Genomic DNA, 14,026 nt, shown 5'->3' with positions numbered 1-14,026 from the left:
TTACAGCTAAAAACTAAATTTAAAACAGTTTATTTAATACATATGGTAGTTAGTAACTTTTAGCTGTATCTATATTAATGATGAGCTCATCTATCTAGCTGTGAGTTAATAACTATTAATAATATTATGTGTAAGATTTAAAAAATTATTCAGAATAAAATTATAACTTAATTAAATTACTTACGGAGCAATTTAATTGCTCTATTAACAACATTTTCTGTTGTAAAGCCGAATATTTTGAATAAATCGTCGGCTTTACCTGAAGCTCCAAATCTATCAATAGAGATTACATCTCCGTCTATTCCAACATATTTATGCCAACCAAAGGAAGAAGCGGCTTCAACTGCCAAGCGGGATCTTAGGTCTGATGGTAATATAGATTCCCTGTACTCTTTTGATTGGGCATCAAACAAATCTAAGGATGGCATACTTACTACTCTAGCTTTGATACCACGGTCATTTAATATCTTAGCTCCTTCATAAATAAATTCTACTTCAGAACCAGAAGCCATTAAAATTATATCAGGGTTTCTACCTTTTTCTTCATAGGTTTTTAAGACATAGGCACCCTTTAAAGCTTCAATTGAGGTTTCTTCATACAAAGGTAGATTCTGCCTTGTTAGTATTAATGCAGTAGGAGTTGTTTTTGAAGTCATTGCAGCATAAAAGCCAACAGCTGTTTCTCTTGAATCAGCTGGTCTAAAGACATTGAAGTTTGGTAGAGATCGCAAAGCTGCAAGCTGTTCAATTGGTTCATGAGTTGGACCATCTTCACCAACTGCTATACTATCATGAGTTAAAACATAAATTACTGGAAGACTCATAAGGGAAGATAATCTCATTGCACCCTTCATATAATCACTAAATACAAAGAAAGTTGAAACAAAGGGTTTAAGACCTCCATGAACATATATTCCATTTGCAATAGCAGCCATTGCATGCTCTCTTACTCCAAAATGAAGGTTAGTGCCAGTTCTATCTTCCATAGAAAAATCACCTTTGCCCTCCATATAGGTTTTATTAGAAGGAGCAAGATCTGCTGAACCACCTATAAGGTTTGGTACATGTTTTGCTAATATATTTATTATTGCGCCAGAAGAGTTTCTTGTTGCTGCTGTGCCTTCAAACTTCCACATATCTTGGATCTTAAGTAAATCAACAGAAAGTTCTCCGCTTTGCCATGCTTCATATTCCTTAGCAAGTTCAGGATTTTTTTCACTATACTGCGCATAAAGTGTGTTCCAAGTTTCTTCTTTTTCCCTAAGATCTGACTTTACATTTTCCATATGATTAGTTACTTCATCGGGAACTGTAAATGGATCGAGGTTCCAGCCTAGGCATTTTTTCATTTCAGTTATATTAGATTCTCCTAGTGGTTCCCCATGTGCTGAGGCAGTACCTTGTTTTTTAGCACAACCGAATCCAATAATAGTTTTAATTTTAATAAATGTAGGTTTATTTAACTCAAGTTTTGCAGTTTCAATGGCACTACTTATTGCGTCCATATCATTGCCATCTTCTACATATAAAACCTGCCATCCATAGGCATCAAATCGTTTACTTACGTCTTCTCTAAAAGCGATATCTGTATTTCCTTCTATAGTTATACTATTTGAGTCATACATTAAAATAAGTTTTCCAAGTCCTAAGGTACCTGCCAGGGATGCTGCTTCTCCAGAGATTCCTTCCATATTACATCCGTCACCACATATAGCATAGGTATAATGATCCACAATAGTATATTCTTTAGTATTAAATTTTGCTGCAAGATGGCTTTCGGCTATTGCCATACCTACCGCATTAGCAATACCTTGTCCGAGTGGTCCTGTGGTAACTTCAACACCATTTGTATGACCATACTCAGGATGACCGGGTGTTAAACTTCCCAATTGTCTAAAATTCTTTAAATCTTCAATAGTTAGACCATATCCAAAAAGATGAAGTAGAGAATATTCTAGCATTGATCCATGCCCAGCTGACAATACAAATCTATCTCTATCCTGCCATTTTGAATTGCAAGGATTATGCTTCATATGCTTCGCCCATAATGTATATGCCATGGGTGCCGCTCCGAGCGGAAGCCCTGGATGTCCAGATTTTGCTTTTTCTATTGCCTCAGCTGATAAAATCCTTATAGTATCTACGGTTAATTGTTCAATTTTACTCAATGTAAATTCCTCCTTGTTATATATCTTAATTATTATGATATTTCAAATTATTTATAATAGATATATGTCCTATATTTAATATAAAAGATTACTCTCTGTATTGCAAGGATATATTGTTTTTTATCTGATTTGAAGTATTATTTAATGGTTTTATCCATTTTGGCCTTCTTCCTGAATTTTCTCAGTATTTTTTTTAAGATTATACTCAATTTCCAATAGTATTTTTTGCTGATAGAACATTATTAAATAACAGATGATACTTGATATAAATACTAATATAAAGGTAGAAACTTTAAAAAATATGAGTATTACAACCAAAAAACTAGCTAAATTCAAAATTGTAATATGAAATTTACGAATGGTATAGTAGGCAGCAGTTTTAAAAATATCTTTTGTACTTAAATAAAATCTTGAGATTATTGGGAACACATAAAGACTCATTGAAAAAATAAAAGCTACAACTATAAAAATAAAAACAGTTAAAAATTTTGGGTAACTACTTGAAATAACCAATTTGATGTCAATAAATAGTATAGATAGTGTAATTATTTCTAGAGACCAAAAGAATAATGATTGGAAAAAGTTAACTTTATAAGCCTTAAAAAAATCTTTCGTAATATTTATATCTTTTTCCCGGATAAGTTTGCCCATAACACTAAGAAGAGCTGTTGCGGCAGGGCCTATTGGGATACAACATATAAGGATAATAGAAATAAACCCCTGTGGAATTGTATTTGAACCATTAGAAAAGAGTGCAATTAATATGAAAAGTAGTGGAATATTGAGAAGTAGAAAGTACAGATTGCCCAAGAAAAACCAAAATATATAATTAGTTATCGTATATATAGGTCCTTCACCAAATTTTCTTTTTAAATTAGCCATTTTTCCCTCCAACTGCATTTATCAAATGCTACTGTGTAAATAGGTATAATAATTTGGATTTTTTTATAACTAACTAAAATGTAACATAAATTGTGTGAAATTTAAATAGGTAGAAGTCATAAAAAAGTTGATTGAATTTTGGAATTCTGAACAGAAGAATAATTGAATAGATAATTATTTACAAGATATTAAATGAAGGGATGTTTTAATATTTAGTAAATTAGCGGTATAATAAATAAAAAAGAAAACATTTTAAGTTAGGGGCGGTATATATGAATTTAAAAGGTAAAGTAGCTATAGTTACAGGAGCATCTAGAGGAATTGGGAAAGGTATTGCTATAGAGCTAGCTAAGGCTGGGGCTTGCGTTGTTATAAATTATAAAAGCAATGATGAAGCAGCTGAAAAAACCTTGCAGGAAATTAGAGAGCTAGGAGCTTATGCCTTGAAAATTAAAGGTGATGTAAGTGATTATGAATTTTCAAAGGGTATGATAAAAACTACTGTTGAAAAATTAGGTAAAATAGATATTTTGATAAATAATGCAGGGATCTCAAAGGTCGGGCTGTTTATGGATGATATGCCAGAAGAATGGGACAATATTTTAAATGTAAATCTTAAAGGCACAATTAATTGTTCGCACAGTGCTGTTAAAGAGATGATAAAACAGAAAAGTGGAAGCATAATAAATATATCTTCAATGTGGGGTAATGTAGGGGCCTCTTGTGAAGTGATTTACTCAGCATCTAAGGGTGCGATTAACTCTTTTACAAAGGCACTAGCTAAGGAACTTGCACCATCTAATATTAGGGTTAATGCAATAGCTCCAGGGGTTATAGATACAGAAATGAATGGTTGGCTAACTGATGGCGAACGCAAATCTTTAACTAATGAAATACCTATGATGAAATTTGGAGAAGTGCGAGATGTTGGCATGCTTGTAACCTTTTTAGCTAGTGAAAATTCAAAATATATTACTGGACAGGTGATAACAATAGATGGAGGAATGCAATAATAATATTATTAATAATTTATTAATACTTTCTTAAGCAATCTCTAATGTTAGATTCTAATTATATGTTATAATTAGATTAATATTTAATAAATAAATCTTATGAAATGAAAGAAGGCTAGGATTATCATGGAATATACAAAGGGCAGAAATATAATTTCAAAGTTATTTAAATCAGTTTTATCAATTGGTACATTTATTGTTTTATTAATAACATTACCTTATATAGCTATCTTTGTTATTAAAGCCTTATTTGCAATTTTAGTTTTTGGAGCTTTAGTATGGTATAGTTTTAAACTAATAAAGGGTACTAAAAATTTCATCTACAAATTAAGTACAAAGAAAAATTTTGCTGCGAAAGCTGATATGTTTAGTAGTGATAAAGATACTTCAGATTCCATTGATATTAATTATGATGATAGTGTTATTGTTGATGTTGATTATGAAGAGATACTATAAGGCACATTCTAATTAAGATAAATCAAATATATAAATGATCTTTTAAAAACCAGTCTATATTTTAGATTGGTTTTTGTTTTCTAGATTCTATAAGAAATAAATTTATGAGAATGGGTTCTACAATTATAATTAGGTAGAATATTTTTTTTGAAAATAGCGAAACATATAAATAGCAATATAAATAAAGGAGATGTTTTTATGCCTAAAGATAGCCAACCTGACAATAAATTTTCTAGATTAGCTAAAAGTAATTATGATACTCCTATAACTAGAGAATCTGCAAAAAATCAAAATGCTACAACAAAAAAACAGTCTGCTGACAGAAAATAAAAAGAGCAGAGCATATAAACTTTTGTCTATATGCTCTGCTACTTTTATTTTATAGGAAATTGAAGAATTATAAATAATTTAAATAACGTATCTGCAAATTTTATAAATTAGAATCAAATAAAAGATTATTAACATAATTTATTGCATTATCTTATTATTATGTTAGAATTTATATATATGTTATTGTTTTAAGATTCTAAATAATTAGAGTTACTTTTGTATTTGAAAATCTGTGCTTGTTTATACTTTGAAGTTTAAAGCTGCAGCATGCCTGTAGCTTTTTATATTGTGCGCCCGGCATGGGCGCAATCTAATGGGTGAAAGTCCCTAGCACGGGTTAATAGTGCCAAGTGCATAGCTTAAGACAAGGGTGTCCATCGTGAGATGGAATCTGAAGGAAGTTGGCGGCCAAACTCCGGTCTGACGAACAGAAACTACATATAAGGCATATGCTTGTGGGTAAGTTTGCAATACAAAACGAAGCCCAAAACTATTCGAAACAAGTGGTGTAAATGTAGCAGATAGATGGAGTGAAAGATTGCGTTCTTACCCGGGGAGATCTGATAGGTAAGTTGTGGATATGAATTTAGAAATAACAACCCATACAGTGATGTATGGCTGAACTATCAGAAGTCAGCAGACGTCATAGTACCATGCAAAACGCGTTAGCGTGGGAAGGACTGAACAATAGGAGGTTTTGGAATTTTGAAGGATACGAGAAAATATGATAAAAGCAGACAACTTCATAAAGAAGGCTCTCTACGAGAGAATAGAGTGGAACTCGAAGGTAATGTAGAAGTGCATAGTATTTCCTCTATGTCAGAAGAAGGAAGAAACGATGTGAATGAATATGATAATGGTTTACTCGAGCAGATATTATCGAGAGATAATATGAATAAAGCATATAAAAGAGTAAAAGCCAATAAAGGAAGTCATGGGATTGATGGTTTGACAGTAGATGAACTTCTACATTATCTAAAAGAGCATGGACAAGAATTAAGGCAATCATTATTAGAAAGTAGATATAGACCTCTAGCCGTAAGAAGGGTAGAAATACCAAAACCTGACGGTGGAATTAGGCTACTTGGAATACCTACTGTATTAGATAGAGTTATTCAACAAGCGATATCACAAACTCTAATACCAATATATGAAAAGAAATTTTCTGATAATAGTTACGGTTTTAGACCTTTAAGAAGTGGAAAACAAGCTGTTGAAAAATGTAGGGGATATATTAATGCTGGACATACATGGACGGTGAATATAGACCTTTCTAAATACTTTGATACGATAAATCATGATAAATTAATAAGGATACTATCGGAAGATATTAAAGATAGTAGAGTAATTTCTCTGATACGAAAGTATCTACAAAGTGGAGTGATGATAAATGGGGTATTTATGAATACAGAAGAAGGAGCACCTCAAGGCGGGCCTTTGTCCCCATTATTAAGTAACGTAATGTTACATGAACTCGATGTAGAACTAACAAAACGAGGACTAAACTTTTGTAGATATGCTGATGATGCGAATATATACGTCAAAAGTGAGAAATCAGCAAATAGAGTAATGAAGAGTATTACGAGATTTATTGAGGAAAAGTTAAAGCTTAGAGTGAATAAAGAAAAGAGTACAGTAGATAGACCTTGGAAACTTAAATTTTTAGGATTTTCATTTTACCGAGCAAAAGGTGAATACAGAATGAGAGTTCCTCAAAAACCTATAATCAAATTCAAAGCAAAGCTAAAAGAATTAACTTCAAGAAGTAATGCGATGAGCATGAAATATAGGTTTATGAAACTTAAGCAAGTGATAGTTGGATGGATAAATTATTTTGCTATTGCAGACATTAAAAGTATTCTTAAAACACTTGATGAATGGTTAAGGCGAAGAATTAGAATGTGTTTTTGGAAACAATGGAAAAAGATTAAAACAAAATATGGGAACCTTGTTAAATTAGGAATACCAAACAATAAAGCTTTGCAATATGCAAATACAAGGAAAGGCTATTGGAGAACATCCAATAGCCCTATATTAAACAAAACATTGACCAATAAATACCTTAAAAATATAGGATTAGTTTCTATATCTGAGACATATTTATTAAAACATTAATTTCTATTGAACCGCCGTGTACCGAACGGTATGCACGGTGGTGTGAGAGGTCGCTAAATAAATTAATTATTTAGCTCCTACTCGATTTAAATGAAAAGATTAGATTATTAGTAAGAGTTTCCGGAAAGCTTTGGATACTTTTGTACTATTTAAGAAGGAGTGAATATATTGAGTTTTAATGTTTATAATACTATGACTAGAAATAAAGATGAGTTTGTACCTTATAAAGAAGGTAAGGTGGGAATGTATACTTGTGGACCTACAGTGTACAACTATGCACATATAGGCAATTTAAGGACATATATTTTTGAAGATGTACTTAAAAAATCCTTAGAGTATTTTAATTATAAAGTTAAACATGTAATGAATGTAACTGACGTAGGGCACCTTCAATCGGATGGGGATGAAGGGGAAGATAAAATGGCATTAGGTGCAAGCCGTGAGCATAAAACAGTATGGGAAATTGCTAAGTTTTATGAAGATGCTTTTTTTGAAGATTGTAAAAAACTTAATATAAAAAGACCTACTATTGTATGTAGAGCTACAGATCATATACAGGATATGATAGATTTTATAAAAAAACTTGAAGAAAAAGGATACACTTATGTATCTAATGGAAATGTGTATTTTGAAATTGACAAATTTGAAGACTATACTAAGCTTGCAAACCTTAGCATAGATGAACTGAAAGCAGGAAGTAGAATAGAAATAGATCCTAATAAGAAAAACCCACTTGATTTTGTACTATGGTTTACAAACTCTAAGTTTTCTAATCAAATTATGCAGTGGGAGTCACCATGGGGCAAGGGGTTTCCAGGTTGGCATTTAGAATGCTCGGCAATGTCTGTTAAATATATTGGTGAATGTTTAGATATTCACTGTGGTGGAGTGGATCATATTGCGATACATCACACTAATGAAGTAGCTCAATCTGAAGGAGTATTAGGACATAAATGGGTAAAATACTGGATGCATGGAGAGTTTTTAGTACTAGATAGTGGTAAAATGTCAAAATCTACTGGGAATTTTTTAACTGTAGCAAGACTTGAAGAAGAAGGATATAGTCCTCTTGATTATAGATATTTCTGTCTTCAATCTAAATATAGAAAACAGTTAGTATTTAGTTTCGACAGTTTAAATGACGCTAGGAATGGCTACAAAAAACTTAAAGAGAGAATTGCTACTGTTTTAAACTCTATAAATCAAAATGATGTAACGAGTGGTGAGAAAACTAACGCATACAAAGAAAAATTCTCATCATATATCAGTGATGATTTAAATATAGCAAATGCTTTCACTGTACTTTTTGATGTTTTAAAAGATGGTGAACTTAATAATAAGGAAAAAGCTATACTTATAGAAGATTTTGATAAAATATTCTCATTAGATCTTATGACAATTGAAAAGGAAGATACAAATGTAGATGAAGAGCTTATAAATAAGCTTATAATTGAAAGAACTGACGCAAGAGAGAGTAAAAACTGGGCAAGAGCAGATGAGATAAGAAATGAATTTATAGCTATGAATATCGAACTTTTTGATACTAAGGAAGGAACGACTTGGAAAGTTAAATAAGTATGAATTAATAAGGCATCTATGGGCAATAATCATAGATGCCTTGTTTTATCTAAACTAAATAGGATGGACCGAGTAGGAATTATTCTATTTTACTTCTTTTTGAAGCCGCCTGGATTTTTTCATCGCTGCCAAGTCGTTTTGGTAATCTAGCATCATCATTTTTCTTAATCATAATTTGCTCTTGGGTAGTGTAATTGTAGTTTTTTGAATCTTTTCTTGCCATGGATATTGCCACCTTTCTAAAGTTTAATGAAATATTAGTTTCTCCAATATTCAGAGTATAATGCATCTAAATTATAACTAAATTTCCAATGTTTTTACAAAATAATAGAAATTAAATTAATAATGTGATAAAATTTTAAAAAAGGAAGTGATAAGAAAATTTAGTTTATAATATTATGTATAGCTTAAGGCAGAAAGTAATATATTTTAAATAAAACAATTAAAATCTGAGGTGATAAATATGGATAGATCAGCTTTGAAAGCTTCAATATCAATTGCAGTTATTGGTATGATTTTAATATCAGTTATATATTTTAGACCGGTGAGCATTGAAAGAAACTATGGTGGATATATGTATGATGAGAATAGTGAATTTAACAAATCAACTGAAATTAAGCTTGTTGGAGAATTAAAAAAGAAATTATCTTTGAATTATGAATTTACTGGAAGTGTAGAAGTAGATGGTATTAAAGAGAAGGTTATTCTAAAGAGAATATGGGCGAAGAACAATGTTTTTAAGACTACGGGATATAGCACTTTTATAGAAGCTAAAAATAGTAAAACAGGGCAATATGAAGTGACTGGAACGCTTAATACATCAAAGAACTTTAATGAAATACTTATAAGAGTAGCTGAAGTAGATAACAAATATAATGGTAAATTTGATATTTGTGGGCCAAGTAGTACTGTGAAAGAGGCAAAAGGTATAATAACAAATATGGGAAAAAATAATTAACGTGTATTGGAGGAGTTGTATTGTCTAAAGAATTAATTTTAAAATTAAAGCCATACTTAAGTGAAAAAATATGGGGATGGGAGAAATGGGTACTTTCATGTCATGAAGAGGGAAATTCTACGGTGCAAGAAGGAATTTATGAAGGACGAGAATTGTCTGAAATTTTAGGATGTGGTAGTGATTTTCCTATACTAAATAAAATTATAAAAGCAGAAGATACCTTATCAGTACAAGTACATCCAAATGATGATTATGCTAAAAGGGTTGAAAATGCTAATGGAAAAACAGAATGTTGGTATATATTGGAAGCTAAAAAGGGAGCGACTTTAGTATCAGGAATAAAGAAAGGTTTAAATAAAGAAAAGCTAAGGCAAATTATAAAAGAAGGTAAACTAGAAGATTATTTAGAACGAATCAATATAAGCAGGGGAGATTTCATCTACATACCAGCGGGTACGGTACATGCTATAGAATCTGGTGTAAAGCTTATTGAGGTGCAACAAAATAGCAACATTACTTATAGACTTCATGACTGGGGACGAGGCAGAGAAGTGCATATTGAAAAATCCTTAGATGTTATAGATTATGATGGTAAGAATAAAGGTGGGAAAATTGATAATTTTAATAAATTAGAGACACCTTATTTTAAAGTGGAAAAAATTATTGTCAATAACAATTATATAGACATAGTTAATGATAGTTTCCATAGCTACACTGTAATATGTGGCGAGGGAGTAATAAAAGTGAGTAATGGGCAAATGAAATTAAAAGAAGAAGAAACAGTTTATATATCAAAAGGAATAGAGTATACACTTGAAGGTAATATGGAATTAATTAAATCTAGTGTGTAGAGGATTAATGACATTTCAAAAGGGAGGTCTTAAACTTCTACAAGTGAGGGTTCCGTGTTATAACAAAAATAAAACTTCAGTGGGAGTGAAAATCTCCTTCCGAAGTCGTTAATATTGTATTTTCGCGGAAGATAGTTAATGCTAGGCAAGTTATGAAGGAGCGTTTAAAAATGAAAAGGATGAAGTTTTTAAAAAAAACAATGATATTGGGTACAGTGATTTTTGTGTTTTTGGCAGCTGGATGCGCTAATACGGAAAAAGATAATGTCGATAGTAAACCTAAAGCAACAAAAGAGGTAGAACCTACTCCAGTAGTTAAAAAACAAACAGAAAAAGGAGCTAATGACAAAAATCCAATGGTTACTATAGTAATGGAAGATGGCTCGACTATTAAGGTAGAATTATATCCAGAAATTGCACCGAATACAGTTAGAAATTTTGTTTCTTTAGTCCAGAGTGGTTATTATAATGGATTAATTTTTCATAGGGTAATACCAGGTTTTATGATACAAGGAGGAGACCCAGAAGGAACGGGCACGGGCGGCCCCGGGTATACAATAAGCGGCGAGTTTAGTAATAATAGTTTCGACAACCCTTTAAAACATGAAAGAGGAGTAGTATCTATGGCTAGAAGTGCTGATAAAGACTCAGCTGGTTCACAGTTTTTTATAATGATTAAGGAAAGTAGCAACTTAGATGGTGATTATGCTGCTTTTGGTAAGGTTACAGAAGGTATGGAAACAGTGGATAAAATAGTAGCTGTTGAGACTGGGAGTAATGATAAACCTAAAAAAGATCAAAAGATGAAAAAAGTTACTGTGGACACGTTTGGAGTAAAGTATGGTGAAGTTGAGAATGTAAAATAAAATTATAAGAAATGCCCCTAGTGAGTTAAGTTCACTAGGGGCATCTTTTATATGTTTCGTGATTTTAAATTACATTAATACGAAGATTTTGTCTGTTTTTCATAATTATCTGTACATTTAGATTGGTTTTTAAAAATTCTTACAAATCTAATAGAGAATATATCACACATTACCAGATCATTTGAACCACTTTCTTGAATGACAATAAAACTAATACCAACTTCTTTTAATATGCCTTCGCGATCAACCCACATACCAGTTCCAATTAAAAATTCTACTTTTATATATTTACCTATTTGGGTAGATAACCAACCTTGATTATAAAGTGGATTATCTACTATGGGTGAGACAGGTGGCATTTCACGGTGCTGGTTATTATCAGGGGTTGGCATCGCAGGTCTTTCTCTTGTATTATCATCTGTACCAAATTTTGGAATAGGTGCCATTGGGGGTTCAGAAAACACAGGAACACTGTCCCACATTGGAATTTGATTAAAATTGTTAGGTGGTGCTATAAACATAAAATATCCTCCTTAAAAATTATATTAAATTATTATCTAAAGGTATAGTTAGTAATGCTTTTTAATTAAGTAGTAAAATACTTCGCTGTGGGATTGTAAAAGCAATGTAGACCTACACTGACTTGATAGATACCACTACCATTGAAAGGGAATTCATCTGGACATGGTGCATAGGGATTAAAATACCATAAGGACTCACCTGTTGTATATAATCTATTGCCAGCTAAAGCCCAATCAGCAATATCATAATGTATCTGCTCTGGTCGACTTGCCCAAATGGTTTGTGGGTTAGTCACACCACGAATTACAGATCTTGCACAATCAAATTGTCCTTCCTGAAATATGATATTCCTTAAATCACCTTGACCTATCCTAAGATATTCACCATCTGCTACGTGCACTCTGTTCATAACTACAGAGGCAACAGCTTTCATCCCATTTTCGCCTTCTCCACCAGCCTCACATTGTAGTATTCTAGCCAATAACTCCCTAGCACTGAAAGCCATAAATAGTCATCTCCTTAATTCGCTCTACAGTGTTATTATATTCAGGGAGTTAATAATGGTACTTAAAAAAACAAAGAAATTTTTTATTTACAAGGAAACTGTAAGATTTATTGGGTATTTAATAAATTGTGAGAGATAGCTATATAGCATTAAAGAAACTCTAATAAAAATCCTATTGGCATATTGTTAGTAACATTTAACATGAATACATGGTAAATCAATGGGAAGTTTGATATAATTACCTTGTATTTGTGTTCTCTTTTGTTAAGCTATTATTATTTGTGGTAAAACAATAATAGCAAATGCATTTTATATTTGTATATACTTTCGCGTAAAGGATATTAGATACCCAATATACCTATATTTATATATATATTATTATTGGATAAGGTATGACTATAAAAAGAAAATATCACTTAAAATTTTATATTTATACATATGTTATTAGATGAATAAGTTATGAAACATTTATACAAGAGGTGAATTATGCTAAATAGTGGAGATATATTAGACAAAAAATATGTAGTAATTAAAATTTTAGGCAAGGGTGGAATGGGCACCGTTTATTTATGCGAAAATATAATTCAGGGTAATTTTTGGGCTATAAAAGAAGTAATAAAAAATACAAAAAATATAGATATTTTAACAGAGGCTAACATTTTAAAAAATCTAAGCCATCCAGGTATTCGGAGAATAGTTGATATATTTTATGAAAATAACAATCTATATATGGTTCAAGATTACGTAGAGGGTCAAACACTAAAGGAGTATGTTAAGGTAAATGGTAGAATACAGACAGAAAAAACTTGCCGGATTACATCTGATTTATGTGATATTATAGGATATTTACATAATCAAAATCCAGCTATTATATATAGAGATATAAAACCATCGAACATAATTATAACAATCAGTGAAAAAGTTGTTTTGATTGATTTTGGTATTTCGAAAATTTATAAGGGTGACAAGTCGCAAGACACAGTGTGCGCAGGTTCTAATGGATATGCGGCTCCAGAGCAATACGGCTTAGGGAAATGTTGTACGCAAACAGATATATATGGCATCGGAATGTTAGTATACTTTATGGTGAAAGGGAAGACCCCTTTCACAGGTATAGAACCTCTTTTGGACGAAAATTATGGGCCTGATATTAATGAAAAATTAAAAATAATAATACAGAAGTGCGTTAAGATTGATATTAAGGATAGATATATTTCGGTTAAAGATCTAAAAAAAGAAATTTTAGAAGTATTAAAAAAAGATAAATATGAAAAAATAGCGGGTTTGAGTGACTATAATATTAGCACAAATGTGGGGACTAAAAAAGCTAAAACAAAAATCACAAATAAAGGGAAGTTAACAAAAATTAAAAATGGGTTTTTCTGTTGTCTAGTTGTAACTCTAGCAAGCATTTATATTTTCCATGGGAATAAAAAAGAAAGTACAGTTATGAACACTATAGATAGGACCGAAATAGTGAGCCCCGTAGTAGGGTCATCAAGTATAGAGAAAGATGCTATTAAGGAGGCTATAAAGAAGTCTGTTAAGACACCTATTATAAGCCATGTAAAGGTAGCAACTAGTTATATTACACAAGATAGCTCAATAAAAGAAAAAACGCCGCAATTATCTAAAGCAAAGGATAAAGAAAAACGAAAAAACAAACAAACAAACATAGTAAAAAAGATTAAATAAATGAGATATTTAGAAATGGATGTAGATGTATAGAGCTGGACAGGTAATAATAATTTAAATTAATTTGGACTGTTAATAAGGTTAATT

The 14,026-nt window shown here is 31.4% G+C and carries 14 protein-coding genes; 9 read left to right on the top strand and 5 right to left on the bottom strand.

What is annotated here, in order from left to right; translation table 11 throughout:
• Positions 1-176 precede the first annotated feature (176 nt).
• On the bottom strand, positions 177-2,168 hold the full coding sequence (tkt, locus tag ACWJKE_RS09550) for a transketolase (protein WP_216302683.1): 1,992 nt from the start codon (positions 2,166-2,168) through the stop codon (positions 177-179).
• Between the two features lie 150 nt (positions 2,169-2,318).
• Positions 2,319-3,050 carry a YesL family protein gene (locus tag ACWJKE_RS09545; RefSeq protein WP_216302684.1) on the bottom strand — a complete coding sequence of 244 codons (732 nt, stop codon included), beginning with the start codon at positions 3,048-3,050 and terminating at the stop codon, positions 2,319-2,321.
• 272 nt (positions 3,051-3,322) lie between these two features.
• On the opposite strand from ACWJKE_RS09545, the gene ymfI reads away from it, so the two are divergent.
• The 5 genes from ymfI (at position 3,323) to cysS (ending at position 8,539) form a co-directional block, all read left to right on the top strand.
• Positions 3,323-4,063 carry an elongation factor P 5-aminopentanone reductase gene (ymfI, locus tag ACWJKE_RS09540; protein WP_216302685.1) on the top strand — a complete coding sequence of 247 codons (741 nt, stop codon included), beginning with the start codon at positions 3,323-3,325 and terminating at the stop codon, positions 4,061-4,063.
• Between the two features lie 126 nt (positions 4,064-4,189).
• Positions 4,190-4,519, top strand: a complete 330-nt coding sequence (locus ACWJKE_RS09535; protein ID WP_216302686.1) for a hypothetical protein — start codon at positions 4,190-4,192, stop codon at positions 4,517-4,519.
• A gap of 198 nt (positions 4,520-4,717) precedes the next feature.
• On the top strand, positions 4,718-4,849 hold the full coding sequence (locus ACWJKE_RS09530; RefSeq protein WP_258280570.1) for a hypothetical protein: 132 nt from the start codon (positions 4,718-4,720) through the stop codon (positions 4,847-4,849).
• A gap of 705 nt (positions 4,850-5,554) precedes the next feature.
• On the top strand, positions 5,555-6,964 hold the full coding sequence (ltrA, locus tag ACWJKE_RS09525; RefSeq protein ID WP_462952630.1) for a group II intron reverse transcriptase/maturase: 1,410 nt from the start codon (positions 5,555-5,557) through the stop codon (positions 6,962-6,964).
• A gap of 168 nt (positions 6,965-7,132) precedes the next feature.
• Positions 7,133-8,539, top strand: a complete 1,407-nt coding sequence (cysS, locus tag ACWJKE_RS09520; protein ID WP_220286465.1) for a cysteine--tRNA ligase — start codon at positions 7,133-7,135, stop codon at positions 8,537-8,539.
• 82 nt (positions 8,540-8,621) lie between these two features.
• On the opposite strand, the gene ACWJKE_RS09515 is transcribed toward cysS, so the two are convergent.
• The gene (locus ACWJKE_RS09515) at positions 8,622-8,765 is read right to left on the bottom strand and encodes a hypothetical protein (protein WP_165413030.1); all 144 of its coding nucleotides are present in this window, start codon (positions 8,763-8,765) and stop codon (positions 8,622-8,624) included.
• A gap of 240 nt (positions 8,766-9,005) precedes the next feature.
• On the opposite strand from ACWJKE_RS09515, the gene ACWJKE_RS09510 reads away from it, so the two are divergent.
• The 3 genes from ACWJKE_RS09510 to ACWJKE_RS09500 all read left to right on the top strand — a co-directional run bounded on the left by ACWJKE_RS09510 (position 9,006) and on the right by ACWJKE_RS09500 (position 11,217).
• Positions 9,006-9,500, top strand: coding sequence for a hypothetical protein (locus tag ACWJKE_RS09510; RefSeq protein ID WP_216302688.1), 495 nt, complete (start codon positions 9,006-9,008; stop codon positions 9,498-9,500).
• A gap of 20 nt (positions 9,501-9,520) precedes the next feature.
• Positions 9,521-10,351: a type I phosphomannose isomerase catalytic subunit gene (locus ACWJKE_RS09505; protein WP_216302689.1), complete on the top strand. Its 831-nt coding sequence runs from the start codon at positions 9,521-9,523 to the stop codon at positions 10,349-10,351.
• Between the two features lie 170 nt (positions 10,352-10,521).
• Entirely contained in the window at positions 10,522-11,217 is a 696-nt protein-coding gene (locus tag ACWJKE_RS09500; protein ID WP_253198144.1) for a peptidylprolyl isomerase, read from the top strand.
• A gap of 74 nt (positions 11,218-11,291) precedes the next feature.
• Here the strand turns inward: ACWJKE_RS09500 and ACWJKE_RS09495 are convergent, their stop codons facing one another.
• Both ACWJKE_RS09495 and ACWJKE_RS09490 read right to left on the bottom strand, forming a co-directional pair.
• Complete coding sequence (locus ACWJKE_RS09495; protein ID WP_220286463.1) at positions 11,292-11,738, bottom strand: hypothetical protein; 447 nt, start codon at positions 11,736-11,738, stop codon at positions 11,292-11,294.
• 65 nt (positions 11,739-11,803) lie between these two features.
• Positions 11,804-12,244 carry a cell wall hydrolase gene (locus ACWJKE_RS09490; protein WP_216302691.1) on the bottom strand — a complete coding sequence of 147 codons (441 nt, stop codon included), beginning with the start codon at positions 12,242-12,244 and terminating at the stop codon, positions 11,804-11,806.
• Between the two features lie 486 nt (positions 12,245-12,730).
• Here ACWJKE_RS09490 and ACWJKE_RS09485 point away from each other — a divergent pair, with 486 nt between their 5' ends.
• Positions 12,731-13,939, top strand: coding sequence for a serine/threonine-protein kinase (locus ACWJKE_RS09485; RefSeq protein WP_216302692.1), 1,209 nt, complete (start codon positions 12,731-12,733; stop codon positions 13,937-13,939).
• Positions 13,940-14,026 lie beyond the last annotated feature (87 nt).

This window comes from Clostridium sp. CM036 (genome assembly GCF_055081135.1).
The sequence above is the reverse complement of the archived record's forward strand: the minus strand, read 5'-3'. Positions and strand labels throughout refer to the sequence as shown.